At 43.0% G+C, this 26,961-nt stretch carries 18 protein-coding genes; 6 read left to right on the top strand and 12 right to left on the bottom strand.

All coding sequences use genetic code 11. From position 1 onward, the window contains the following. Positions 1-377: 377 nt before the first annotated feature. From GW828_RS13185 to GW828_RS13170, 4 genes are all read right to left on the bottom strand, one after another. Complete coding sequence (locus GW828_RS13185; protein WP_182756782.1) at positions 378-854, bottom strand: hypothetical protein; 477 nt, start codon at positions 852-854, stop codon at positions 378-380. Continuing rightward, positions 844-1,575, bottom strand: coding sequence for a glycoside hydrolase family 19 protein (locus GW828_RS13180; RefSeq protein WP_182756784.1), 732 nt, complete (start codon positions 1,573-1,575; stop codon positions 844-846). Before GW828_RS13180 ends, GW828_RS13185 begins: the two co-directional genes overlap by 11 nt. A gap of 306 nt (positions 1,576-1,881) precedes the next feature. Further along, complete coding sequence (locus GW828_RS13175) at positions 1,882-5,037, bottom strand: DUF3427 domain-containing protein (RefSeq protein ID WP_273058067.1); 3,156 nt, start codon at positions 5,035-5,037, stop codon at positions 1,882-1,884. A 115-nt stretch (positions 5,038-5,152) separates the two neighbouring features. Continuing rightward, entirely contained in the window at positions 5,153-6,259 is a 1,107-nt protein-coding gene (locus tag GW828_RS13170; protein WP_273058058.1) for a Fic family protein, read from the bottom strand. Positions 6,260-6,492: 233 nt separating this feature from the next. Here GW828_RS13170 and GW828_RS13165 point away from each other — a divergent pair, with 233 nt between their 5' ends. Further along, the gene (locus GW828_RS13165; RefSeq protein ID WP_182741708.1) at positions 6,493-7,215 is read left to right on the top strand and encodes a sulfotransferase family protein; all 723 of its coding nucleotides are present in this window, start codon (positions 6,493-6,495) and stop codon (positions 7,213-7,215) included. An 85-nt stretch (positions 7,216-7,300) separates the two neighbouring features. Here the strand turns inward: GW828_RS13165 and GW828_RS13160 are convergent, their stop codons facing one another. The 3 genes from GW828_RS13160 to GW828_RS13150 all read right to left on the bottom strand — a co-directional run bounded on the left by GW828_RS13160 (position 7,301) and on the right by GW828_RS13150 (position 12,866). Continuing rightward, complete coding sequence (locus GW828_RS13160; RefSeq protein WP_182741707.1) at positions 7,301-8,731, bottom strand: MFS transporter; 1,431 nt, start codon at positions 8,729-8,731, stop codon at positions 7,301-7,303. Between the two features lie 260 nt (positions 8,732-8,991). Then, a complete protein-coding gene (mdoH, locus tag GW828_RS13155; RefSeq protein ID WP_420542437.1) occupies positions 8,992-11,175 on the bottom strand; it encodes a glucans biosynthesis glucosyltransferase MdoH in 2,184 nt (727 codons plus the stop codon). 11 nt (positions 11,176-11,186) lie between these two features. Next, complete coding sequence (locus GW828_RS13150) at positions 11,187-12,866, bottom strand: glucan biosynthesis protein G (protein WP_273058056.1); 1,680 nt, start codon at positions 12,864-12,866, stop codon at positions 11,187-11,189. Between the two features lie 373 nt (positions 12,867-13,239). Between GW828_RS13150 and GW828_RS13145 the strand changes: the two genes are divergently transcribed. From GW828_RS13145 to GW828_RS13130, 4 genes are all read left to right on the top strand, one after another. Beyond that, positions 13,240-14,004, top strand: a complete 765-nt coding sequence (locus GW828_RS13145) for a substrate-binding periplasmic protein (protein WP_182723205.1) — start codon at positions 13,240-13,242, stop codon at positions 14,002-14,004. 330 nt (positions 14,005-14,334) lie between these two features. Continuing rightward, positions 14,335-15,969 carry an endonuclease gene (locus GW828_RS13140; protein ID WP_273058055.1) on the top strand — a complete coding sequence of 545 codons (1,635 nt, stop codon included), beginning with the start codon at positions 14,335-14,337 and terminating at the stop codon, positions 15,967-15,969. Positions 15,970-16,462: 493 nt separating this feature from the next. Next, positions 16,463-17,434, top strand: a complete 972-nt coding sequence (locus GW828_RS13135; protein WP_182698284.1) for an esterase/lipase family protein — start codon at positions 16,463-16,465, stop codon at positions 17,432-17,434. A 5-nt stretch (positions 17,435-17,439) separates the two neighbouring features. After that, on the top strand, positions 17,440-18,417 hold the full coding sequence (locus tag GW828_RS13130) for a lipase chaperone family protein (RefSeq protein WP_273058054.1): 978 nt from the start codon (positions 17,440-17,442) through the stop codon (positions 18,415-18,417). Positions 18,418-18,512: 95 nt separating this feature from the next. Here the strand turns inward: GW828_RS13130 and GW828_RS13125 are convergent, their stop codons facing one another. From GW828_RS13125 to GW828_RS13105, 5 genes are read right to left on the bottom strand one after another with little or no spacing between them, the layout of a single operon-like run. After that, entirely contained in the window at positions 18,513-19,763 is a 1,251-nt protein-coding gene (locus tag GW828_RS13125; RefSeq protein WP_273058053.1) for a type III PLP-dependent enzyme, read from the bottom strand. After that, positions 19,756-21,693, bottom strand: a complete 1,938-nt coding sequence (locus GW828_RS13120) for an IucA/IucC family protein (RefSeq protein WP_273058052.1) — start codon at positions 21,691-21,693, stop codon at positions 19,756-19,758. Before GW828_RS13120 ends, GW828_RS13125 begins: the two co-directional genes overlap by 8 nt. Further along, positions 21,671-22,840, bottom strand: coding sequence for an MFS transporter (locus GW828_RS13115; RefSeq protein ID WP_273058051.1), 1,170 nt, complete (start codon positions 22,838-22,840; stop codon positions 21,671-21,673). The genes GW828_RS13120 and GW828_RS13115 overlap by 23 nt, the downstream gene beginning before the upstream one ends. Beyond that, the gene (locus tag GW828_RS13110) at positions 22,837-24,672 is read right to left on the bottom strand and encodes an IucA/IucC family protein (RefSeq protein WP_220494467.1); all 1,836 of its coding nucleotides are present in this window, start codon (positions 24,670-24,672) and stop codon (positions 22,837-22,839) included. The genes GW828_RS13115 and GW828_RS13110 overlap by 4 nt, the downstream gene beginning before the upstream one ends. After that, positions 24,672-25,859 (bottom strand): ATP-grasp domain-containing protein, encoded by a 1,188-nt coding sequence (locus GW828_RS13105; protein WP_273058050.1) that lies wholly within the window; start codon positions 25,857-25,859, stop codon positions 24,672-24,674. Before GW828_RS13105 ends, GW828_RS13110 begins: the two co-directional genes overlap by 1 nt. Before the next feature lie 321 nt (positions 25,860-26,180). On the opposite strand from GW828_RS13105, the gene GW828_RS13100 reads away from it, so the two are divergent. After that, positions 26,181-26,951, top strand: coding sequence for an HpcH/HpaI aldolase family protein (locus tag GW828_RS13100; protein ID WP_182742414.1), 771 nt, complete (start codon positions 26,181-26,183; stop codon positions 26,949-26,951). Positions 26,952-26,961: the final 10 nt, after the last annotated feature.

The raw sequence follows: 26,961 nt of genomic DNA, 5'->3' as shown, positions 1-26,961 counted from the left end.
TAACCGCTGGTGACTCACTAGCGGCAATAAAAATGGCAGCCATTATGGCTGCCATTGTTGTGTTTAATCATTAAGAACCTAAAAGCGCTAAGACCTTAAATATTAAAACCAAATTTGCTTAGACCAAAACAAAGATGAGCAAGTCGATTATGGACAGGTTTATGGGTTAATCCGTCAACCAGATCATCCTCTGCAGCACGCAGTAAACCCATCCATGGGGGCTTGACAAAAACATCCGGTCTTGACCAATCGCAAAAGCGAATATATCTAGGCTAGTACAAGTCTGCTTTAAAGCAAAACTGAATTTAATGCCAAACATCCCCCACAAAAAAAGTGAGCATTTGAGCTATAATTTGAATCGAAAAATACAGAAAATGTCACTTATCGCTTTGAATATAAATAGGATTGTCATATTCGCTCTTGTTATTTATATATTTACAAAAACCGCTTGTCGTATTCTGTGTTTCAAACTCTAAAAAATGAGGTTTTACAGACTCATTTTTATCACTTGGGATAACATAGTATGAACTAATTGATTTTATTGGTGAATATATCTTATTTTCATATTTAAAGATGACATACTCCAAATATTCCGCACTACTAACTCCTGTTTCAAAATTACCCTTAATGACTGGCACTCTGAAATCTATTCCTCCGCATCTAACATGTAGAACAGCAATTAACTGCAAATCGTTTGACGCCTGGCGGTCTATGATTACTTCAGCAGCTCCTTCTGTGGGAGAATGTAATAAATACTCTTGGTCAGTCCACTCAGATAATCTGAACTCATTTGCATTTAGTGAGAAGGAAGTTAAAAAAACTATAAAAGAACAGAGAGCTTTATTAAAAAACATCTTTAAATACCTTCCTTTTTAATAAATCAGTTAAATTATCATGACGCTCGCTGTAACTTGTTGTCTTACTATTAATGACTTTAGTTATACTATCCGTAACCATTCGACTTGCCCCTATATCTGCTTTTTTATAAAGCTGATGTTCAAGCCAGAATATTAGAGCAGATCTTACTGCAAACTTGGGTTGTAGCAATAAATCGGGGTTAGCAACAAAATCGACACTTGCACTCCACAAGTTATTATGTTTTGTTTTCATTGAAATATAATTGGATTTTCCAGTTAATTGAAGCATACCTCTACCTCTATATTTCCAGCCGTCACCAGACTCTACACTGCCATTACCCATTCGGTTCGCATATGCATGATTTGCAATTGCTTCGATATCTGCTTTTTTATTAGTAGCCCTGTTATATGCGTGATTTTTTGCATCTGAAGGAGTTCGTCCATAGTGTGAGAATGTAGATATCAAAGCCATTTCACTATAATTAAGATTCTCCTCTAAGTTGAATTTACCTCCAACTTCATGCATCACTTGAGCGATAAAGTGACACATTCTTAATTCTGTATTAAGTTGACACATATTAACGTTAGAATTCAACTCTTCAGCCACTTCACTTAATAGTTTGTCGCTTACATTTTGTTCACTTCCCCAAATTTTTCTAAGGTGCGATAAACTCAGAGTTTGATTTTTAACTCTATTTGAAGACTTATATATAGACATCATCAATTCCTTTTGTACTGACTATTTACATATAATTTTTAAACCCACTTTAATTTAAATAAGATACGACAGGATTACATTTGAGTATATAATCCTCAATAATGATGAAGCATGACTGAATACACCCCAAATAATAACCCCAAACAGTTTCGCTCTAAGTTAATAAGACTTAAATACTGTTGAAGTTATTAAAACGAAATATCCCAAATATCAACATACTTCCTAAAACGATACACAGTAAACCCATCCATGTGACTTGGAGAAAACATCCTGTTTTCAACAGCTGCCGATACCGATATGATCGGCTTATCCTACTGCTAATTTTGCAGCTTCATGCCACATTGCATCAGGTATGGGCGTCATTAATTTCCAGGTGATATTCATGGGTTGTGCCCCAGTGTGAGCCATATAAACCACCTCACCAAAATTAACAAAGCCCATGGTGCGACCGTTCTCATCTTTCGCTTGCTCACGCACAAACAAGATTAACTTACGACCCATTTTTGCTTGCTCAATATAGCCTAAGCCCCTGCCATACTCTGGTCTTGCACTATTTTGAGATTGCCAATGAAATAGTGATTCATTAATCGCATAATCATGATACATAGTCGTTGGTGAAAATTGTTTGACTGACTTTTTCAAAGTAACAAAAAGTAATTCAACATTAAGATCGTTAAGAACTAAAACACCTTCCCTTGCGGTTGATTTTCTCTCAAAAGAACTTGCACCACTGGCGGCTAGGATCTGCTCTCTGGTATATCTTGAATGCACTTTTAAGGCTTCTAGTGCGGGGATATTCATTTCAAATTCGCGATGATGAATGCGATCGATAAGTAACGATATGACATCTAGCAGCTCTGCTTGTAATTGAGTATTCCTCAACGCAACTAAGCTTTGCCTAAGGTTTGTAAAGCCTAGCTCGGTGCCCGACTTATCCCAAAAATTGTAATGGCACATTAATGCAAATTGGCACTGGGCAGCATCATTTTCTTCAAAACTGAAGTTATCAATAATTAACTGCTTTAAAAACTGTAAATATGAGATAGAACTGCAGCCGAGCAAGTGATTGTTTATCGCACGATAGTACGCTTTAGCCAGACTAACATCTAAATTTGGCTCATTAATTTGATTTTTATTTGCACTATCAACTAGTTCTAGCCAGCTCATTTTTAGCTTATAGATATCCTCTAAATTAACATTCGGGTTAAAGCATAAAAAATTAGCCAAGGTTAAGGTTAATGTACTTTGGTGCTGAAAATTATTAATGAGCTGTCGCAACCTGCTAGCATTCATGGTTGCACGGCTAATATTTCGCAAAATCATTGCCTGAGTCTGCTCTTCTAACTCAATCCGACACCCTAATGGCAAATGTGGGAAGTCATTGTTGATCTCGTCTTTAATCGATTGATTCGTTTTACCAACCAGCGCCCTAAACTTTTGCGAAAAGTCATATTCATCACGTGAATTACCCACAAAATCTAATACGGTACAGCACTGTTTGTCATCAGTTAACCGCAACCCACGACCTAATTGCTGTAAAAAGATAGTTAAGCTTTCTGTTGGACGTAAAAACAAGAGCGTATCGACGTCTGGAATATCGACACCTTCATTAAAAATATCCACAACACATAAAATGTTCACATGACCGCTGATTAAACTTTGGCGTTTTTGTTGCCTCTCATGACTATTATCACTCGTAAGAATATCTGCACTAATACCGGCTAAGTTAAACTTCTTTGCCATGTATTCTGCATGTTCTTTACTGACACAAAACGCCAAAGCTTTTATCTGACCAATGTCAGTGACTGTGTCATTAAGGCTGCTAATAATGCGAGCGACTCGCTGTTCATTATGAGTATAAAGATGGCTTAGCTCTGCGATATCATATCGCCCTTGATGCCATTTAATGTTACGAAGGTCGGTATCATCATCAATTGCAAAATACTGAAAAGGGCATAAATAGCGCTGATTGATGGCTTCAGGCAAACGAATTTCTGCGGCTATAACCCCACAAAAATCATCGAGAATATTTTGCCCGTCATGGCGCTCTGGTGTGGCAGTTAACCCCAATAAAATCTTGGGTGAGAAATATTCTAACAAACCTCGATAACTATTAGCGGCAATATGATGTACTTCATCTATCACAATATAATCATAGAAATCAGCGGTGAGCGGTAAACTTGATAATTGTAAATTTAAGCTTTGTATCGAAGCAAACAAATGCTGGTAGCTATTAGGTTTGTGCTCAGCCACCCACAATTCACCAAACTGATTATTCTTCAATACTCCACGATAGGCAGATAAAGCTTGCTTAAGGATCTCTTGTCGATGAGCCACAAATAAGAAATTAGCTTCTGGATGCTGTTTATAAAAACGTGCAAAATCAAACGCTGAAATAAGCGTTTTACCGGTGCCGGTTGCCGCAACGACTAGATTTTTATACCGCTGATGAATACTACGCTCAACATTTAACTGCTCAAGAATTTCTCGCTGATGTGCAAAGGGTTTGATATCAAAATGAAAGGTGCTGCTTTCGGTATAACTACCTTTAGCCTCACGTAATGCTTCATGAAGCTTGTTTTTAGCTTTGATATCGCCATTAAACGATTCAAATTCACTTGATTGCCAATATGATTCAAAGGTGCTGAGGGATTTATCGATAATGTGGGGGATTTCTTGGGTGGTTATTTTTAAATTCCACTCAAGACCACTAGTCAGCGCAGAATGGGACAAGTTGGATGAACCGATATATCCAGTGTGAAATCCTGTATCACGCAGAAATAAATAAGATTTCGCATGCAAGCGCTCTCGCTTGGTGTTGTAACTCAACTTAACTTCGGTGTTAGGAAGGCTAGCTAAAAACTCGACTGCTTTAGCATCGGTCGCCCCCATATAAGATGTCGTAATGATCCGCAGCGTTTTGCCGCTTCGAGTGAACTCTTCAAGTTCATTTTTAAAAATGCGAATGCCAGCCCACTTAATAAAAGACACTAACCAATAAATTTTGTCTGCTGAGCGGATCTCGCGCTTTAATTCGGTATCTAAAGAAATTCCGGCATTGCTACCACAAAAAAGTTCGCTTTGGCTTAACCCTGTTAGCGGGTAGATAGCTTTAGTAAACGCTGGGAAGTCTGTAGCTATAGGATTTGTTTTATCAAATAGTGCCGTCAATATACGGCCTTTACTATCGAGCAAGTTTTCAGTGATCAATTGATCATCTTGAACATGATCTTTTAACCAAAGCACTAACTTATTTGCCAAGCTGATTTGCTCGGTAAGTTGGTTGTCTCCGCTGGGGATTGCACCAATGGCACACTCCATTATCTTAGTCAAAAACCTCGACAGCCAAACACTAGCCTCAGCGCTCTCTAATGGCCGTTCACCTAAATAGAACACATCACGATTAATGCTTTTATCTATCAGCTGAGTAATAAGCTTTTCATAAATACCAACTTGTTCCATGTCGGATAGGCCTTTTGAAAGTGAAAACACTAAGAATATACCATAGCAATAAGTGCATATTACGACTAAGAATAATATTATTTATCAATAAAATGCTTACAGAAAAACGATTAAATTAGCGCACCAACACATACCTTGTGCTTCTACCGCCCGCACCGGTTTTAACCAAACATTGTTGTTCGACTAATTGCGCTAAATGACGGGTTGCGGTTGCGCGGCTGACTTTAGCGACTTTTTGATATTGGCTACTGCTGATCCCATCACTAAAATCACCATCAAGCAGCCGGTTAAGTACCTTAACTTGTTCTGTGGTTAACGCTGGAGTGAGTAAGCGTTGGTCCACTCGACGCCAAAATTGGGTTTTAGCAGTAGTTTGCTCAATGCTATTGAGCGAGTGTTGAATAGCGTCATTTAAGGTGTCTAAAAACCACAGCAGCCAAGGTGTGATATCTAAGCCACCTTGCTGGGTAGACTCTAATATTGCGTAATAGGCTTTGCGTCGCTCAAGAATACTAACTGACATGGCGTAAAAATGAATCGAGCGATGCTCAGCTTGCGCGAGTGCTAAGTCGGTGAGTAAACGCGTTATACGTCCGTTACCATCATCAAGCGGGTGCAAGGTGACAAACCACAAATGGGTGATGGCTGCGCGCACGAGCGGGTCGACATTAGGTTGATTTCGCGATTGATTAAACCACTCAAAAAACTGCGTTAAGTTAAGATCTAGTGTATTGCGTGGAGGCGCTTCAAAATGCACTGTAGGTTTGTCTAAACGGCCAGATACTACTTGCATAGGTTCATTACCACGTAACTTAACGCCAACAAAAGGATTAAACCCCGTTTGGTTTTCTGGAAATAACATTGAATGCCAACCTAGAATCCGCGTTAAACTCAGCGGATGTTGCCAGTTTTGTAGCGCATCTAAGGTGATATCTGCTAAACCATCAGTTTGCGTCGTGGTGGGATAAGGTTTTTCTTCACTCACGCCAAGCTTATTCGCCAAAGAGGAACGTACAGAAAATGCGTCAAGCTTTTCTCCTTCAATAGCACTTGAATGAACGATATTGGCCAGCATGGTATCGAGTGTCCATTGACTCGCGGATTCAGAACCCATTTTACCCAGCAGCAAACCCTGGTTAAATTGAATTTGCCTCAATAGTGCACTTATACGAGCATTATCCCATACAAACTCTGGCCATTCTTGCTGTTGCCAAATCCACATATTAACTCCTGTTTAGCTGACTAAAATACTGTATTGATGCACATACCCAGCTATTCTACTTACAAAATGAGGCAAATAGCAATTCATTCGCCTCACAAAATGAGGCGAATAGAGTGGCTAATTGCCTCATGGCTCCCATTAGCAAGCTCGATAACACCTTGGCAGGCATTTCGGTATAATCGTTTACTGTCTCTATAACCTTTAATTTATATAACCCAATGCGACTGTAATTAATGACATCTAAGCTGACTGAAGTATCGACATCACCACAAGCCGCTTTACCTAAAGCTAAAGTGGCGAATGAGCTAGCTAGTAAAGTGTTTATTATTGGTTTGCCGCGTACCGGCACAACCAGTGTGAGTGTGGCCTTACTTGAGCAAGGGTTAACGGTTGCCCACCAAGCCTTTACTAAGCAGGCGTTTATGTTGGCCGATGCGGTGTCTGATGCGCCGTGTTTTAGTGACTATCAGCAGTTAGATAGGTTATTTCCCAACGCTAAGTTTGTTTATTTAGATAGGCCGTTAGATAAGTGGTTGCCGTCGATGCAAATGTTACTGGGCAGAATGCTAGTGCATTTAGACAAAGACAAGGGTCGTTTTCATCCGGTGATGAAACGCAGCTTTAACCATTGCTTTGATATATGGCAGGTTGAGGATGTGTTTGATGATAGCCATTTAACAGCCTGCTATCTGCGCCACCAGCAGCAAGTGCTGGACTATTTTGCAGGGCGAGATGACTTTATTGCCCTTGATATTAGTGTGACCGGTAGCTTTGCTGCGCTGTTGCAATTTATCGGTTTACCTAAGCCAAATACCACTGACTTTCCGCAGTTGAGCTTTCCACAGTTAAATATGGGCCGTAATGTGGCCAGTTGGGATGAGTATAAACACCCAAATAAAATTAGTGCTAACGCTTCGGGGCCTGATAAGCGCAAGTTTTTTGATTACCGACTGTAACGCTGTCGATTAAAAGTGAGCGCGTCAATACACTCTGATCCACTCGCGTATCAACCACGGTTTTATAACCGTTTGCGGCTGGTCATTACTTCTCTTTATCGCGCTTTTTCTTGGCAACGGTTAGCCAATCTAAGCTCACACCCGATATGGCATTAAAACCACGGATACGGAAAATCAGTGTCAGCAGTTGAGGTCTAGGGCGAATTTTGGGCTCGACCGAGCGCGGAATAAACCACAATGCCACCAGCGATCGCATGGTAGTTGATACGATAAACACCACAAATATTGGGCTGCTTAACCAAGTATCCAAACCAGACCAAACTAAAAACACTTCCGAATATGAGGCAATGGAGCCGCCGACCATGGCTCCCACAAACACAAATCCGGCGCTTAATGCAGCTTGTAAGGCGGCATAGATGGCAAAGTCACTGCGAAAGGGTCGAATATCGTAAAGGTAATTAGCAGTGCTTAAAGTAAAGCCACTCCAAGCAAAACCCGAAAAAGCTTGAATGGCGAGAATGTATAAATAATTTTCCGAGAATAACCACAGCAACGGCAAACTGGGAATTAAGCAGCTGGTGATGATCATCACCAGACGATTGCCATATAGGTCGCTAAAGCGCCCCCAAAAGCGCAAGGTGATGAACTGAGTCAAAATAGACGCTACGCTGCTTAACACAAATTCAAAGTAGGTAAAGTGCAAGCCTTCGAGCATATATACCGCAAAAAACGGTGCTGATATCGCGACCATGCACTGCATACCAGCAACAAATAAACTGTAATGCCTAAAGGTTTTATCTTTCCATGCTTGACCAAAGTTATACAAGGTTTGGGTAAATACCCCTGATGCTTTTGCCACCCTAGGTTCTGGGTCGTGCATTTGCAATAATAACCACGCCGATACAAACCGCCCCATAGCCGCAATCGAAAACAGTAAACTAAAACCAAGCCATGCCATCTGCACTGAGTCGGTTAAGGTTAAGATGCCGCCGCCAACAAAAAATATGCTTAGTGATGCCATCATGGTTAAGCGGGTGCGCGAAGCAAAAAAGGCGCCGCGACGACGCTGTGGCACTATCATGCCCATCCAAGCACGCCAATGTGGCTGAATCAGATTAATAAACCCTTGATAGAACACAGCTAAGCCAATGAATAACCACACCGCATTCTCAGGCCTAAACGCCGCGAGCGCGCCCATGCCTAACACCACTACCGCTTGCAATACTGCACACACAACAATGAATTGTCGGCGACTAAAATGACTCGCTAACCACACTGATAACAGTTGTGCTATCGCGCCAAACAGCTGAGGTAAACCGGTTACCCAACCCATTTGCCCTAGGCTTGCCCCTAAGAAAATCGCATACGCATTAAAAAAGTTGTCACTGGTGGCTGTCATGGTTGACGATGCCACCGCCTCTTGCTGGCTGCGGCGCAAGGTACACCTCAGCCACGACAATCTATCGCGACTGCGTGAGCATGGATTATGTGGACTTGATGAAGGATCAAAAGCCATAAGCTATATAAGTGCACACCATTGATAAGTGATTGATTATGATTACGGATTAACGTCACGGATGAAAGTCACGGGTTAACGTTAGTGACTAAAATTATGACTGATAAATAATCAGCTCACAATCTATAACGATCACATAATCATCTATTGTCATTGTAAGCTTAAGTGCGCACTGTGTTGATATAAGCCCCCAGAAACACAAAAGCCCTGTCATAAACCGGCAGGGCTTTTTTCACATCAACCGTAAATAACACACTCACCTAACAGAAAGACACGATTCCTTCGGTGACATACTGCTCTGGTAACTTTTGTAACTGTTTAAGTAATAAAGGATTGCCCAGTAAATACGCCAATTCTTGACGGGTAAACAGACTGGCAATGTTGTGCTGACATTGCGCTTCTTGCACCTTAACCCGGGTAATCGCTTCCAGCGACTCAACCGCAGAACCAGGTAAACGATGAGGCCTTTTATCGATAATGGCTAAATGAAGATCCATTAACTCTGGGTCTTGCAGCAGTTTTGATAAGGTCCACGGCTGCGCAATGGCGCTAACGTATTCGCTACGGCGTAGTTGTGAATCTAGACTTAGCTTGGGGGCACACACTTCTTCAGGTGTTGCCAGTATGGCTAAACGCTTTACCCATAAACCAAAACCTTCAGAGCCTGTCATGGCCGAAAGCGGAACCGCCAGCCACAAACCAATTAACGCAGGGCTCATCCAAGCTAACAAGGTCAGCGAATCAAGCACAGCGGCATAACCTAATAGCGCCCCAATTAACATGTGCCAACGGTGGCGGTAAATCAGTGTTAGCCAGGGTAAACTGCCATCATCACGTCGTTGTGGTGCCCAACCGCTGTCGCGTCCGGCTAAAATAGACATTACCGCACCGCAGTGGATCAGCATCATTATCGGCGCAATCAGTGCCGACAATATCACTTCAACCACGACGCTAATCATGGCTTTACCTCTGCCACCGAGCTGCTTACTCATGGAGCTATTTTTCAGTAACAATATGATCCCAAGAATTTTAGGACCAAACAATATGCCCATGGTGATATAAAACAACCGCAGTGCACGGTCTGAGTCCATCACCGGCCAAGTGGGAAATAAGGAGAATTGATCCGTAAAGTACTCGGGGCGAATAAAGTGCGCTTGTAATGCCAACATTAAGCCTGACAAAATCAACATTAACCAAAAAGGCGATGACAAATACGCCATGATCCCTGTGAGTAAATGTAAACGGCTCACCCAATGTAATCCTTTACTAAACAACACCCGCGAGTGCTGTAAATTACCTTGACACCAACGGCGATCGCGCACGGCCAAATCGACAATAGACGGTGGGCATTCTTCATAAGAGCCAGGAAGATCTGCGGCAATGACCACGCTCCAACCAGCCCGTCGAATCAAAGCCGCTTCAACAAAGTCGTGGCTCATGATATGACCACCAAATGGCGGTCTTCCTGCAAGATTGGGCAACCCTGCTGCGCTCATAAAAGCCTGAGTACGAATGATGGCATTGTGGCCCCAAAAGTTGCCTTCTTTATGGGTCCACCAAGATAAACCCGTACCAATAACCGGACCATAAATACGCGCAGCAAATTGCTGTAATCGCGCCATTAGGGTATTGCCATTGATTAAATACGGAATGGTTTGGATAAGCCCAGCATCAGGGTCTGCCTGCATGCGTCTCGCCAAACTGACGATAGTGTGGGTTTCCATTAAGCTGTCAGCATCTAACACCAAAAGATGGTCGTATCTGGCGCCCCAGCGTTTGCAAAAATCGGCCACATTACCGGCTTTACGGGCATCATTTTTACGCCGACGGCGGTAATACACCCGCGCATCTTTGCTGACTTGATGGCGCAAGATTAAAAATGCCTGTTCTTCTGCCAACGCAATATCAGGGTCAGTAGTGTCGCTTAATATAAACCAATCAAACGCATGGCTTTCGCCCGACGCAACCAAGGCCATGGCCATCACTTCAACCGCGGCAAAAACGCGATCGGGTGACTCGTTATAAGTCGGCATTAATATTGCGGTGCGGGTATGCAGTTTTATACTTTCTGCAGTTTCTGTAGACGGTTTTTTGAGTAGTATAATAAAGCCAGCTATGCCGCCGCTAAATGCCAAAGCAATCCAACAAAAGTTAACCGCAAACAAGACCAAAACAATGTATTCCAGCGGCGTTACTCCGCCGACATTAAATACCGACACCATCTCGTAAATAGCCATTATCGACATGATAAAGGCGCTGCCAACCACTAACAGGCGACGTAAAGTGACTGACTTTACGCCATTGGCAATAATACTTTTACGTGGCATACCTTCGGATAACGCACGTAAACTTTGCGCTTCCATTGGGCTTGGTCGCTCTAGCGGCATGGCTGCACCACCGACCAATATAGGGTCGACGGCGCTAATATCAGCCTCTGCTTGCATCATGTTCATGTTTAAAGAGTCCAACGATAAAGCCAGGTTTCGACATCACGTGGGCCAGTAAACTTCAGCTCAGCACGAAGCTCAATCAATTCAGCATCTTGTGGGTCCATTTCAAAGGCTAAACGGTAACCGTTGGTTTTAGGCTGACGAGATACCACCACATTGGTGACTACGCCTGCAGAACTCTGCACTTGTGCCACTGGGATTTCATCGTTATTACCTTCTTTTACTTGATAGTCGATAACGAACAAACGTCTCGGTGTAGCTTTAGCGATTTCAGCGCGGCCACTGGCGGTACGCGCCACAATCACTGTGCCGTCGTCAACTTCAGGCTCGTTACCCCAAATTAACCGATAGGTAAAATGAAACTCACTACCGGCTGCGATAGGTTGTTTAGGCTTCCAGTAGCTGACGATGTTGTCATGAATTTCAGAGTCGGTTGGAATTTCGGTTAACACCACCTCACCCGCGCCCCAATTACCGACCGGCTCAACCCATAAACTTGGGCGACGCTCATAATGGGCTTCGAGATCTTGGTAGGCATCAAAACTACGTTCACGCTGAATTAAACCAAACCCTTGCGGCGAGTTGTCCATAAAAGCACTCACCTGCAATTGCTTTGGATTGGCTAGCGGACGCCATAAACGCTCACCGCGACCATTTAAGATTAATAGCGCATCAGAATCATGCACTTCAGGTCTGAAATCATCGGTGTTTTGACGACCATTCATAGAATGTAAAAACATACTGGTACTAGGCGCTAAGCCGACTTTAACTAAATCCACTCGTGGAAATAGAGTCGCTTCCACATCGATATGGGTGTTATCGCCCGGTCTAACTGAAAAGCGATATGCCCCTGCCACGCTAGGACTGTCCAGCAAGGCATGTACCACGATTAAGTTACTGTCGGTGTTTGGGCGTTCAACCCAAAAAGCGCGAAATATCGGAAACTCTTCACCTTCAGGCTCAGCTGTATTTAACGCTAAACCTCTTGAAGACAAGCCGTAATCGCTGCCTTTACCCAATGCACGGAAATAACTCGCGCCTTGAAATACCATAAGCTCGTCGAAATACGCCGGGTTATTCAGCGGATAATGGATACGTAAACCTGAATAGCCAATATCTTGGGTGGGTAATTTTTGGCTAAGCACGTCGCCTGCACTAAAAAATTCTGAGTTATAGGCTAAATGAGTGGCTTGATTGCCTTCAACTAAGGCAATTTCAATCAAATCTTGGAAATAAAAGCCCCGATGAAATAATTGCATTTGATAGGGTAAGCCTTCGGCTTTCCAAATAGACGCTTCTGGCTTAAAACGAATATCTCGATATTCATCGTAAGAAATTTTAGCTAAACCAGCTGGCAGTGGATCGTTAAGATCCACATAGGCAGTTTGGGATAATCGGCGGGCGATTTTAACCACAGAATCGGCATCAAAATTAGCCGTTTTCGCAAAACGCACTTTAGTTTGTGTATCTAAGGTATTTTGTGGTTTAACGGTCACCGTTTCATCTGTGTAAGTCTGAAGCGGTATGGTCACGCTAGATGATGAAGGGACAGTAGTAGGCGAGTTTGATTCTTGTGCAGCAAGGGTAAAACAAAGCCCTGCGGCAATGGCTAACGACAAACGCGTCAGCCCTTTTATTACAGTGTGAGAAGAGACCGAAGTGCGACAACTCAGTAAGCTAACCATAGATAGGCAACCCAAAATAAAAAGCGTTAAAGTGCATTTTTCAAAGTGGTAATTGCTGCACAATATCTGCCATACAATCACCTACTTCTGTGGCGCGAAAGATATCAGAACGGCTTAATTTTGCACTTGCTTTAGTATAAAAAGTCACACCAGGTCAATAACATTTAAATCTAACCATATACCTAAAAGAAATATAGGCTAGCCAATAAAATGTAAATATGCATTATTGTGATAGTTAATTGCGCCATATTTCATACTCCAGTCACTATCCACGTCTATACTTTACTCTACTGCTTGTATTAACTGTTTTGCATACTCCAAAAAAAATACTCTAAAGTATTGATTAATAAAAATAAGAAATAAAAGGGAAAACATGATCTCTGTGTTAAAAGCTAGGCGAAACATATTATGCTTAAGTACATTACTCACGTTAGTCATGTCGTATAACGCTATATCAGACACCCTTGAACTCTCAACTCTTGAATGGCCGCCATTCACGGGATCTCGTTTAATCAATAAAGGCATTACGAGCCAGATAGTAGAACATGCATTAAACAATGAAGGTCATAAACTTAGGATCACGGTTTTACCTTGGAATCGGGCTATAAGAATGGTGAAGATGGGCTATGCCGCGGGATACTTTCCTGAATATGATACGGCCACAGATGAATTTTTGCTGTCTGACTCTTTAGGACATAGTTCGTTAGGATTACTTGAACGAAAAACAGATCCCATAGCTTGGCATAACGTGAGTGACTTAAATAATTACACCTTAGGTGTCATCACTGGTTATCTCAATACGGTTGAAATTGATGCGATGATATTAGATGGCAGTCAAAAAATTGAAACCGCAAGAAATGATAAACAAAACATCTTGAAACTCGCTGCGGGTCGTATTAACGCGATTATAATTGACGTTAATGTGTACGATTTCCTAAAGTCAGACCCTCAAATTGCAGAAATTGCGGATCTGCTGCAAATTAATGAAAAAATATTAGAATCTAAGAGCTTGCATGTTGCATTCGAGAATAATCAGCAAGGAAAAAAGTGGTTAGAGATTCTTAATAACGGTCTATCTAAGTTTAATCCTCAAGCTGTTTTGGACGCTTCGCTACAAGAAATGCGACAAAACAAGTGATATTACTGCAATAGATAACTGTAAACCTGCACTCAATGATCCATCCGAATACGCATGCATCCCTCCATAGTTATCAAGTACAGCGCCCGTGTAATCCACAATTGCACATTGCAGCCATTAAGCTCAAGTAAGACTGTTGTCCATACAATGGGATCCGTTCATTGACCCACCCTAATTGTTACAATATTGTATTTAAAAGAATTTAAACTGTAACAACAGTTTATTATCATACTTTATAAGTGTGATTTAATTCATCAAGGTGAATTAAGTCTTTGGGGGTCAGTTCATTTAAGCGCTGAATAAAACTATAAACATAAGAGCACATGAGTAATGACAATATCAAAACTATCTATCGCTGCACTTTTGACAGGATTAGCATTCAATGTAAATGCTAACTTGCTCATTAGTGAAGTTCTGTATGACACACCGAATAATGACAGCACTGAAGAGTATGTTGAGCTGTTTAATGCTGGATGTGATGTTATCGACCTGAGCCAATATCAAATTAGCGATAACGGTAGCAGCTATAACTTGCAAGGCAGTTTAGCCTCTGGAGAGTACTTCACCGTAGCAGCAAACTCTGCCGGTTTTAATAACTTATTTAATCTATTACCCGATTTGTCTGGGATGCCCTTAGCATTAGGTAACTCTGGCGATTTTGTACGCTTAAATAAAGGTGCCCAAGAAATAGATGTCGTGGCTTGGGAAGGCGGCATTTCTGGCTGGTCTTTAAATGTTCAAGATGTATCCTTATATCGCACCACGGTACTCAACACTAAATCAGCAGCCGATTGGAACGCAAGTAATACCCCAGGGACACCAAGCACAGGTTCACTGACCACTAATTGTGGTGGTACTGGCGGCGTTAGCGATAATCAACTCGGTAATGGTCAAGCTAAAACTAATTTAACTGCCAGTACAGGCCAAACACTAAAATACCTTGCCGACCTTCCTGCTAATGCCACTCAAGTGACGGTGACCATGAGCGGCGGCAGTGGAGATGCCGATCTTTATGTGCGCCAAGGTAGCGAACCGACATCAAGTGAATATGATTGCGCGCCTTATATGTCAGGTAATAATGAGCAGTGCCCTATTAGTAACCCTGTTGCAGGACGTTACTACATTAACCTTCAATCTTATGCTGCCTTCAGTGGTGTCAGCCTTGTACTTAATTATACCGTTAACACGGATACGGGTGGTGGCACAGGCACTGGTGAGGGAGACGGATCCGCTGGAGATAACGGCAGTTATGCGTTCAACACCTACTATGCTGCTGCCATTGGCCAATCTGGTGCAGCACTTAAAGCGAGTCTGAATCAGATAATTAAAGGCCATACGCGCTTTAGTTATAGTCAAATATGGGATGGATTGGGTTATGCCGACGAAGACCCTGCCAATAGTAACAATGTCATTTTATTGTATACCGGCCGTTCAGAACCCAAAACCAATCGTGCGGGTATGAGTAACTCACAAGATGCATGGAATCGTGAACACGTTTGGGCTAAAAGTCATGGATTTCCTGACAGCAGTCAGTATGCCTATACAGATTTACATCATCTTCGACCAGCCGATGTCTCTGTTAACAGCAGCCGTGGTAACAAAGATTTTGATGTGGGTGGCAGCGAAATATCAGAAGCACCAGGCAACCATACCGATGCTGATAGCTTTGAGCCAATGGATGAAGTGAAAGGCGATGTGGCGCGAATGATCTTTTATATGGATGTACGTTATGAAGGCAATGATAACAGCGGCACGCCAGATTTAAGCATCGCAAATGGCACAACCAATACTGGCGCTGCGTTATTGGGCGATCTGTGTACCTTGTTAAATTGGCACCTGCAAGATCCCGTCAGTGACTGGGAACGCCGCCGAAATAACCGTATCTTCGAATGGCAGAAAAATCGTAATCCTTTTATTGATAATAGCGGCTGGGCAAGTGAGCTATATGGCGCATCGTGCCAGTAGGTATTAGCCATCATAGGTAAATGATTAAGCGCAGCCATATAGGCTGCGTTTTTATTATGAGGCCCGATACAACAGAGCCGTAGCTTAGCCAATTCATTCATTTATCAGCGATAAAGTGCGAGGTGTCGCAAAAATAGCCCTTATTGCTTCACAACATAAGACTGGGTTTTGTTAATCCCATCGAATATTGCCGCCTCAAAAATGCCTGCATACTCATTAGATTTTTATTTCGAATTATCAAAAAAAGTAACCCCAGCATACTGTCGTATTAAAAACATCAATAATGAAGATGACACATAGGAACCAACCCATAGCCTTGTTTTAAACAGCAAAAAACCTGGGCTCCCTTGCCCGGCTGTACAAATGTTAACCCTTGTTTAGTTGTTAAACATACGTTAATACTAATTTACTCGATCAAGCATTACATAGAATCGGGATCCAACAAGACTTAAACATTTTATGCAATACATCATTGCACCTTTGGGGAGGATAAATGATGAAAACCAGTGTGTTAAAAATATTAATAAAGGTATCTCAGGTTAAATCCGCAACACTTAGCGCATTATTTTTAGCCGGTATTACGCTATTGTCACTTGCGCCACAGCAAGCCTATGCTCAAGGAACAAAATACCCTGTGGTGCTCGTTCACGGTTTATTTGGTTTTGATGATATTTGGGGGGTAGATTATTTTTACAGAATACCGCAAACCTTACGTCAGCAAGGCGCTCAAGTTTTTGTTGCTAGCGTGTCACCCGCCAACTCAAGCGAAGTCAGAGGGGAGCAGTTACGTACTTTTGTTCAAGCCGTACTAGCACAAACAGGGGCAAAAAAAGTTAACTTGATTGGCCATAGCCATGGCGGTCCAACAATTCGCTATGTCGCCAGTGTCAGTCCAGAAATGGTGGCTTCGGTAACGTCAATTGGGGGTGTTAACTGGGGTAGCCGTGTGGCCGACTTAGCACGTGGGATCATTCCCGCAAACTCCAATACAGAATATCTGGCGCAACAAGGTATTAATTTGTTAGCCGGTATTATTTCTGGCATATCAGGCAATAACGGCCTACCGACTGATAGCATCGCAGCGATGACATCACTCACCACCCGGGGCTCTATTGCATTTAACCAAGCTTATCCTGAAGGTATTCCGAGCCAATATTGTGGTCAGGGCCAACAACGAGCAAACAATGGTGTGTATTATTTTTCTTGGTCAGGTACCAGCCCATTAACGCATGTTGTTGATCCATCGGATTACCCACTGAGCTTAACCAGCTTAGTTTTTGGTGAACCTAACGACGGCCTTGTCTCTGGCTGTAGTTCTCATCTAGGTAAAGTGATTAAAGACAATTATAAAATGAACCACTTAGATGAAGTAAACCAAACCTTGGGGCTAGTTAGTTGGTTTGAAACTAATCCAGAAACCTTATATCGCCAGCATCTAAATCGTTTACAGCAATTAGGTTTATAAACAAGATGAAAAGTGGATTTTCACTCGCTCAAAATCCACGATTATGGGTGGGCATACTTTTGCTCGCCCTTTTTATCGTGCTATTGACCGCATCATTGATGCATAAACACCAAGCAGAGCTATTGGCCTCTGATAAATTACCTACCGTTGAGTCTAATTCAACATTATTCACACCAGAAACTACAGTGATAACTGCGCCTATTGGCAAAGACACATTAGGTCAGCCACTGCGGTTATCTCAAGCACTTCGCTGGGATTTTGACGACATAATTTTGCAGCATCAAGATAAAACAACCTCACTGGAAAACCTACTGTCTACATTAGCCAGTAAACTTGACCTTAGTGCCGCTGCGCACGCTAAACTTGCCGCATTGTTTCAGCGTTACCGTGACTATAAAATCGCGATAGCTTCTTTAAAGGACGCCAGTCCTGCAATAGACGGCGATATTGATTTAACCATGACATTTGATTTTATCGAGCAGGCCCATCTATTGCAGCAAAGCTATTTTTCGGCACTCGAAATAGATGCACTTTTTGCCCGGGACAACAAATATGATCAACAAGCATTTGAGCGGCTGAGAATTCGACAAGATAGCAGTTTGACCAGAGAACAAAAAGCGGAGTTACTCGCGCATCAAATCAGCCAACTGGATGAAGAAGAACGCCGAGCCATTACGCCAACACTGATGGCCAATGATATCAGCGCTTATTTAGAGGGCACATCACCACACAGCGACCTAATTACAGGGATAAACGCAGACATGAGCCAAGAAGTGCTTGAACGAGTACAAGCAACTCAAAAAACCAATCTAGATTGGCAAAATAAAGTGACCTTGTATCAGAATTATCAACAACAAATAGCCCATTTGCCAGACACTGAACAGCAACAGGCTTTAGCACAATATCAACAACAGCAATTTACCCCGAATGAACAAAAACGCTTAACCGTGTTTGTTAATCATCCTGAGTTAATCAAGCCTTAATCTACTATCCAATCGATTAACTAATCGCTGTGTCATTGACCCGTTTAGGCTAGTTACCGTAACCGAAAATAACATAGCCTGAACGGGTATCTTGTTTACATAAATAACCGTCTAGGTGCGGCATGCATCAAAAAGTGTTGATGTGAGATATTCCATGCATACGCACCAGCATGAGTAAATACTAGGTAATCACCCACGGCTAATGATTTAACATACTGCTGTTTTGCCAGCACATCTTTAGGAGTACACAGTTGCCCAACAAGCGTCACCAGCTGATTGCTCAGCACCGGCGTTATCGATGCAACCAAAGCCAATTCAGTGTCAACACGCTGTCTCTTATGCGCCGACAATCCATCTTGGTTCAGTACAAAAAAAGGATGGTTATGATCTTGGGCTGCTGGAGTTCTAAAGTGATGAGTACCACCATGACCAATGGCAAACCATTGACCATGATTGTGTTTAATGTCTAATACTTGCATGACATAGTATCCCATTGCGGCGCTGACAAATCGGCCACACTCAAACCTAATCTTCACCTCTTCCATGTTCAACTCGGCAATCAAATGAGCCAGTCCAACACAAAAAGACGACCAGTCGAATACTTGCTGAGGATCGGCATAATTAATGCCTATACCACCACCGACATTCAGTAACGGTAAACGCAAACCATATTGATGGCACCATCTTTTAAAGGTTGAAAAATACAATGCCATCAAAGCCAGATGACGCTCAACATCCAACTGATGTGACATTAAATGAAAATGAAAGCCCACCAGCTCGACTAAAGGTATGCCGGATAATTTGGGCTGGTCACGTAAAAGATCCATGGCGGCATCGAGTTCACTCACGTCGATACCAAATGGCGTGGGTTTACCGCCCATCGTGAGACGAGTTTCGGCAATGCCCTCTAATGCAATATTCATCCGTAATAAGATGCGACAGTGACATTGTTTTTGCAGACAAAGGGCAATAATACGTCGCAGCTCGGTCAGACTCTCAACATGAATAGCATCAACCTTTAGATCGATTGCCTGAGAGAGCTCTGATATTAATTTACCCGGGCCACCGAAAATCAACGGCATCTGCGGCTGACATTGATGCAACCAATTAAGCTCGCCACCTGAAGCAGCTTCAAAACCATGTACTATCGGTGCTAATGCAGCCAATACTTCGGCTTCAGGGTTAGCTTTAGCGGCATAGTAAAGCTCACAATTACTCGGTAACGCTTTTACCATCGCATTGGCATGGGACTTAAGTTGTTCGAGATCGTAAATATAAGCACACAAAGGAGCGTGCGGATCTTGTTGTGACGTTAAAGTCGAAATCGCATTAATGATTTTATCCACAATAAACTCCAGGCAGTAGTTGGGATGTGGCCATCTTTGATGCTGCAATGTCGACTGGCTCGGATGTCGTTGCCTCTGCGTTATCATCTCGACGATGAACCATTGGATTAGGCAAGCGGGTATAACCCGATAACCGATCGGCCTGCATAAATAGACGGGTACTCAAGTTATTTTTTGAGGGAATCGGATCACCTTGTAATAAACCTGCAAGCTCAGGTTGCTCACCTTCGATGTGCTGCCACTGACGTATCACATTGGCGACGACCTGCCACAATTTAGCTTCTAATTGCTGGCTGCCAGCAGCTAAATGAAATATTGCTTCGCTGACATTATTAATCAAGCTGCAATAAGCTATTCGATTCCAGCCCTGGTCTCGGCTGTAGTAAACAGAAGCCTTGGCTTCTTGTGATAATCCTTCAAGCGACTCGCTCGGCCAAAACTCAGGCACGAGTTTGGTTCCTTCAAGATCTCGCAGCCAAATATAGGCTGGTATTCCCTCTTCAAACCCTACGACTGTGTTTTGTAAATGAGGTTCAAATGCCACGCCTCGCTTAAAGAAAAAGTAAAATATCCCGGGGAGTAACACGTCAACATAGGCGCTAAACCATTGAATAACGGTTTGCTGATAAGTTTGATGTCTGTGCTTAGATAGTGCCATAAGGCGCATTTCGCACACACTCTTGCCTTGATGATCCCAAGCAAATAATGCACCAGCCATCAATGGCTTATATCGTTCAAGCAAGTGATTTTCTATACCCTCACGGTAGAGAATACCGAAACACTCCGACACCATAAGACTTTGGGCCCGATTGCTGTGCATATCCTCGTCTTCATCCAGCAATCCGCTTAAATCTAATGTGCTGGCACCCGGCTCTGCCATCAAAGTAAAATGCGGGCAATGCATACGGGCCTCTGCGGCCACTGTCATCAAGATTTTGCTTAAGATCACTGCACTTTCAAGTTCATACCAAGCATTTTTACGCACGCAATTGGTTAAGCGGACATGAATAGAAAACTTCATAAACTGATTAATGTCGGGTAAATAAGTGGTTCTTACCGATGAGGTTGGATACACCTCTGTGCCGATTTGTCCTAAGGGTTCAATTAAGCCTGCGGCGATGGCTTTGCGCACTAACGGCTGCTCAAAGATGGTGTTAACTTCCCAGGGGTGACAAGGGTATAAGCAAGCTTTCTGTGGCTTTATTTTGTTAATCCAGTCCATCGGTTTTACTTCGGTGCAGTACAACTGCTTAACCAAACTGGGATCAACTTTAAACCAATATAAGCAAAAATTAGCCTTAATCTCTGGCGAACAAGCCAACATGTCATCGAACGCCACACCATGACGACTTTTTGGGGTCGGATGCATAGCATGCCCCCAAAGCAAGCTTTGCTCAGAGGCAATAAGCCCCGCGCCAGCATAGCTTAACAGCTGATTTTCAGTGGGAGCCTGCTGCGATAACCGCTGCAAAAATGCTTGGGTTACCGCAATACTGTTGCCTATTTGGGCTAATAACTCATGATTAAACTCAGTACAGGTGATCTTGGCCAGGTGCGCTAGCAGCAGTTGTGTTATCTGTTCAGCACTACTGAGTTGCCAAACACAGCCTAACTTTTTTAAATAGAGCTGAGGGGTAAAACGAATTCGACCAAGCAAGCTCACTCTGTCGGCAACGAACAGCAATGTGGCGTTCGACTCAGGAAGCTTGAGACGAACTTTTTGCTGGTCGCGCGTTAAACACTGCGACAAGGAAAGTGGGCAATCTGGATGAGTATCATCAAAATCAACCTCTTGACGTACAATGGCAAACTCGCGTAAGTAGCAATTAAGCAAACAGCTTATTGCATTAAATTCGGCCTGTTCGCGGTAAATCTGCAGGCTATATTTAGCCTGCACTGGCTTAATATCACTCTTGGATTGCATAAACATGTTGCTCTACCTCCTTGTAAAAAAACTTAAGCCCTACTAGTGCACAACCACAGCTCAATGCTGCGAGTAAAAAAGGAAACTGCAACCCGGCTACTTGAGTCACGCTGCTCGCACCAATCCCCGCAATCACACCGGCCCATTTGCCCCAAGCATCGAAACGACCAAAGGAAAGTCCGGCACTACCTTGCTCAATACTGCGGCTGACAATGAGATGCAGACCATTGAAAATAAGCACCATACCTAATCCAAACAAAATCCGCAGAGCCCATAAGCCTGTGCTGTTATGCAATAAAAATTGCCCTAAACACGCTCCCGCAAACAAGACGAGTCCAAGTTGAGTTTGCGACTTAGCAGACAAGGTTATGGATTTAATATTAAAGGCCAATAACAAATAGATAAGGTGTGGCAGGCTATAGTAAAAACCACTTAATGCATCCCCCTCAATGCCCAGCTGTTCACTGTAGGGCAGAAAGTAAGGAAAGGTCACAACCATGGCAAAACAGAAGAAAAACTGTAACCAAAGAACCTTATAAAAGGTCTGACTCTGAGCGCTTGCCGGTGGGGCAATGATTGATCTAGCCACAACAGCCTGACTGACGACCACGTCATCTTTTGGTAAGCCGATGCAAATAAACAATGCCAGCAAAGGCAGTAATGCCAGCACACGATAAATCATTAATGGATCATCAATATGAGTAAATAGACCTAAGATGATTGGTGCACTCACTAAAGCTAATCGTGCAGAACTTTGAGTCAGATTAAGATTATTAGCTAAAGCCTTACCTTGATAAAAGCGACTCAAATAAGCATTCGATGCTGCAAGCGTACCGCCACTGATCCCTTGTACAACTAAGCCGATAGCAAACATAGATACGGAATCAGCAAAACCGGATAACAAGAACCCCAACACTAAACCGATTTGAGCCCGCAACAATGAAGTCTTCTTGCCATACTTATCGGCAAACTTGCCCCACCAAGGTGCCGATAATGCGGTGCAGATCGTCGGCACAATAAACATTAGCCCCACCAGATAACCTGATTCATCTCCCCCTAAACTCGCCAGCATCCGAGGGAGAAAAAGAGGCATGCCTAGAGCCGTAAATGCCGTGAGAAAGTGACACAACAGTACAACTGAAATCACTCTCATACCACGGCCTCACCCAATGCAAAAACGTCTTCATCGTGCTGTTCAAGCTGAGATTGCTCTCGCGAAGCACGTAAAAAGTTTGGTGCACTTTGGCCATAAAATTTATTGACATCGGTCGCGCCTGATTGCGCTTTACTCAGCAAGCTGCCAGAGCAAAGCAGGTATTTAACTGGCAGCATGGGCTGATTTAGCAAATAATTCCGAGCATAGTCAGTCTCTATTCCCTGCGCCTGGAGCGACGCTAATTGGTCGATTAAACAATCACGCAATTGACGATAAAGCTGCCATGCTGGTGCCATTCCCGCTTCGGCAATCGCTTCAATAATGGCGGCTATATCAAGCTGCAAGGTAATCGTGGTAAACATTTGTGCTAAGGCTTGATCATCATTAACTATGATCCTGCGATCGATAAGTTGTGCTGCATCATGTTCAAGCGCTTCGGCTTTTGACAAACTCGCTTGATAACGACTCACCAGCAATCTGGCTGAGTCATTGTCTTTCATCACTAAGGATAAGCGTGAATCTTGATGATAGGCCAAAATAGCATTTTGCTGGTTTGACTCTAATGCGATGCCATACTTTAACCACAAACGTAAATGCACCTTGAGCATAAGCTGTAAATATTGGCTAAACCAAACATCCCAATAGCCTTGGTAATATCGATCCGCTAAATGCGCTAAATATAGGCGTCCGTCAGGCATGACACTGGCAAGTGCAGCAACTGGAACTAACTGCTTATCTTGCATGGTTGGTGGATAACGACGCACAATATAAGCAAACAATTTATGGTCGCCTAAGTGACCACCATGTTGTTCATCCACATGCTCAATGCTCTCACCTAATACATCATCGCGTTGCGCCAATGCTGTCAACGTGCGTTCAAACCAATGTCCGTCATATAAAGTACTCGGTTTTATGGAGCGAATATTCTTAGCCCCTAAGGTCGCCATCAATAATGGCACCTTAATATGCACGCCTGGAGTATTGACCACAGCCAATGTTCGGACGGATAAACTGGCCTGCACCGTAAGCGCCGATTGAGGAGCAAGAAGCACTCCCTCTGGCAAGACATCCAAACTGAGAGCCGTTAACGGATGTAATGGAAATAAACAATGTGTGTCTGTGAGCGACTCATCGAGTCCAACCTCAGTCATACTTGGCCAACACTCTGGCACTAACGAGGTTAACGTTACTAATTCTTTAGAAATCGCTAACCAATAAAGCTCAAATTGGGCGGCAAACTCTGGTGCAAATAATGTCATCGCTTGAGAGTCAAAACCGACTTTGGCTCGTGCGGTTGGATAATAAGGATGGTCTAAATACGATGCGACCTGATCGCTGAACAGCATACTTTTATGCCAATCTTTGATGGTGCTCAATGGGACACTTAATGCCTCTTTCCGAGCATTAAATGCTTGTCGACAAAGCGCCCTATGGGATACCGCACAGTCCGCTTCTGCAATATAGTCGAGGAACAGGGCGTTAGATTCTGGCGGTAAATCTGCGGCCAATTCCGTAAGCCAAGCTCGATAACCTTGCTGGTACCATGGGGTATCATTTTTGTTAGTCAGCTTGTGGCTTAGCCAAGTATCAGAGACGGCTCGCCATGTCTGCATATATTGACTGGCGATCACTGGAACATAGATAACTCGCTGCGAAAAATGACTGACCTTAAGCCAAGCGGCAGGCATAGCGTCGGGCCAGTGTCGGTTTAATGCTGGCGGTATTGCCGCGACAATCTCGCCTTTAGACATCAGTTCACAGACATTTTCTCTGAGGCAGGCATCGATAATACGTTGGCCGATATACTGTTTATCCGTGGTCATTATCATTAGTTAAACTCCCAGGTTAAATCCTGCGATAACACATCAGCCGTGGCCTGAAGACTCAAAAAATCCCGCCCCCAAACCGTAAGCACGCCAAGGTAATCTTTATTGGAATGACTGAGTCGAATTTCATCGCCTATCGACTTAATAGGCAAATAGTGTGCATGATGGGTTAAATGATCCACCGCTAATGGCATAGGACACGCACTAAGACTGCCCTCTTCGTTAGCCGGGAAATAGCGGATTAAGGCATCACTGGTGTCGGTATCTAATTCAGCTAACTCCTTACCTGCGTGGACTAATAAAATCGTTTCAAACCAGTTAAAATTAAGCACATCATTAAGAAGAAACTCGCGGCCATCGCCGATACTACGGTAATTCATTTCAACTAAAACCGGTCCGCTGTCTGTCAATATAAATTCACTGTGGCACACCCCAAAATTAATCCCAAAAGCGCTAATCTGAGCCAATGCTTGTTGACGATATTGCGTGCAAATTGCCCCATTCCAATAGGCTTGAGTTTCAATAAAATAAGGCGGGGGCGATAAAGACACATCAAACCCACCTATGGCATGCAAGGTCTGGCCATCGCCTAGGGTTTCTAATGTAAATAGTGGCCCTTGCAAATAAGACTCAAGCAAAATCACACTCTCTGAACAACCGATGTTGGCCGCATATGCCATTAATTCTTCAGTATTTTGGCATAAAGCCACTCCCATACTCGCAACACCTTCACGAGGTTTCGCGACTAAAGGAAATGGCATATTACTAGGTAAGTCATATCCTACAGACCAACTAAAAGCCCATGTGCTGGGTAAACCAAGCGCCAATAACTTAGCACGCATCGCCGCTTTATTTTTAGCTTGGTAACACACATGCCAATTTTTCGCTGCGCAGGCAAAATAATCAGCCACCATCGCAGTTGATGTTTGCAAGTGATCACTATTAGAAAAAACGATATCGGGTGAAACACCTAAAGTATCTAAGCAATCGATAATGGCAAGAGGGTTGAATACATCACATTCGATAATATGATCTGGAGACTGTGTTTGGCCGACAAAATATTGTTTATGTGCTAAACCATGATCGGTCAGTAACCATATTTCGTAGCCTAAATTGAGTGCCGCTGGTACAAAACCTTCCACCACAGCTCGATTTTCCACATGTGTAATCAAAACTAATTTAGGTTGCATAACTTACATTCCTATACTCAAAAAATACTAACGCTATTTAACGGCAATATGGTCCTCAATCACGGTAACTAGGATGAGGATTCTCGCTGCACCGAAACAATGTAAATGATAATCATTACTATTTAAATAAAATTTACATTCGAAAATGACATTAATAAAAAATGACTACTTGGCTTAAACTAATTGGAAAATAAGGAAAAATATTACTAAAGCAGAAAATTTTGTAACGGCATCGTAAGCAAGTCGTCATAAACTACTTGACCCGGCAAACGCAAATGAGAATAATTATCGAAATCATTAACAAAAAATATTTTGACCATTATGCTGTTCTTCCACTCGCTCAAATCAAAACTAAGCAACCAAGAAACGGTTTTTGGGATCTTAAATTCAGTTCCCTCTCCAGTCATATGTGAAATGTTTGCTTATGCCGGATTTGATTTTGCCGTTCTAGATACTGAGCATGTACTTATCTCAGATGACACTTTGGCACACTGCATTCGTGCAGCAAATTGCTCAGGGCTGCCACTGCTAGTCAGAGTGCCAGACGACAACGCCGCAACCATAGGTAGAGTTTTAGATGCTGGAGCGGCTGGAATTGTAGTGTCGAGAGTATCTAGCCTGGCAATGGCAAACAATGCGATTGCAGCCGCTAAATATCCCCCCTTGGGTACTCGAGGTATTTCGGGAGGACGTAATACCGGTTTTGGCACCCTTGCCCTCCAAGACTATATAGATTTAGCGAATCGAGAAGTGGTGGTGTGTCTGATGATTGAATGCATCAATGGCATGGCGGCATTACCTGACATCGTCAAGCTAGCGCAAGTCGATATGATTATCGAAGGCGCATTAGATCTCAGCTTATCTCTAGGTTATGGCACACAAGTTACCCACGCCGATGTTCAAGCCCAAATCCATAAAATGGCCCACCTTTGCCAAGCCCAAAATGTCACCTTTTGCGCCATTCCTCGCACTCCAGAACAACAAGCGAGCTGGCATGAAAAAGGCACAAAAGCATTTTTAATCGGTGAAGACCGCGGCATGATTTTCAAAACGTTTAAGCACCAACTTGACACATTAAAACAGACTAAATGATACATAGGGA

The sequence above is a fragment of the Shewanella vesiculosa genome (assembly GCF_009994065.1).
Taxonomy (GTDB): Bacteria; Pseudomonadota; Gammaproteobacteria; order Enterobacterales; family Shewanellaceae; genus Shewanella; species Shewanella vesiculosa.
This window is presented reverse-complemented; position numbering and strand designations above follow the sequence as displayed.

Coding starts and splice junctions, on each gene's coding strand:
- GW828_RS13110 (WP_220494467.1), bottom strand. CDS start 24,672: ATGATAATGACCACGGATAAACAGTATATCGGCCAACGTATTATCGAT.
- GW828_RS13150 (WP_273058056.1), bottom strand. CDS start 12,866: ATGGTTAGCTTACTGAGTTGTCGCACTTCGGTCTCTTCTCACACTGTA.
- GW828_RS13115 (WP_273058051.1), bottom strand. CDS start 22,840: ATGAGAGTGATTTCAGTTGTACTGTTGTGTCACTTTCTCACGGCATTT.
- GW828_RS13165 (WP_182741708.1), top strand. CDS start 6,493: ATGACATCTAAGCTGACTGAAGTATCGACATCACCACAAGCCGCTTTA.
- GW828_RS13160 (WP_182741707.1), bottom strand. CDS start 8,731: ATGGCTTTTGATCCTTCATCAAGTCCACATAATCCATGCTCACGCAGT.
- GW828_RS13170 (WP_273058058.1), bottom strand. CDS start 6,259: ATGTGGATTTGGCAACAGCAAGAATGGCCAGAGTTTGTATGGGATAAT.
- mdoH (WP_420542437.1), bottom strand. CDS start 11,175: ATGCAAGCAGAGGCTGATATTAGCGCCGTCGACCCTATATTGGTCGGT.
- GW828_RS13100 (WP_182742414.1), top strand. CDS start 26,181: ATGCTGTTCTTCCACTCGCTCAAATCAAAACTAAGCAACCAAGAAACG.
- GW828_RS13145 (WP_182723205.1), top strand. CDS start 13,240: ATGATCTCTGTGTTAAAAGCTAGGCGAAACATATTATGCTTAAGTACA.
- GW828_RS13120 (WP_273058052.1), bottom strand. CDS start 21,693: ATGTTTATGCAATCCAAGAGTGATATTAAGCCAGTGCAGGCTAAATAT.
- GW828_RS13135 (WP_182698284.1), top strand. CDS start 16,463: ATGATGAAAACCAGTGTGTTAAAAATATTAATAAAGGTATCTCAGGTT.
- GW828_RS13185 (WP_182756782.1), bottom strand. CDS start 854: ATGTTTTTTAATAAAGCTCTCTGTTCTTTTATAGTTTTTTTAACTTCC.
- GW828_RS13140 (WP_273058055.1), top strand. CDS start 14,335: ATGACAATATCAAAACTATCTATCGCTGCACTTTTGACAGGATTAGCA.
- GW828_RS13180 (WP_182756784.1), bottom strand. CDS start 1,575: ATGTCTATATATAAGTCTTCAAATAGAGTTAAAAATCAAACTCTGAGT.
- GW828_RS13130 (WP_273058054.1), top strand. CDS start 17,440: ATGAAAAGTGGATTTTCACTCGCTCAAAATCCACGATTATGGGTGGGC.
- GW828_RS13105 (WP_273058050.1), bottom strand. CDS start 25,859: ATGCAACCTAAATTAGTTTTGATTACACATGTGGAAAATCGAGCTGTG.
- GW828_RS13175 (WP_273058067.1), bottom strand. CDS start 5,037: ATGGAACAAGTTGGTATTTATGAAAAGCTTATTACTCAGCTGATAGAT.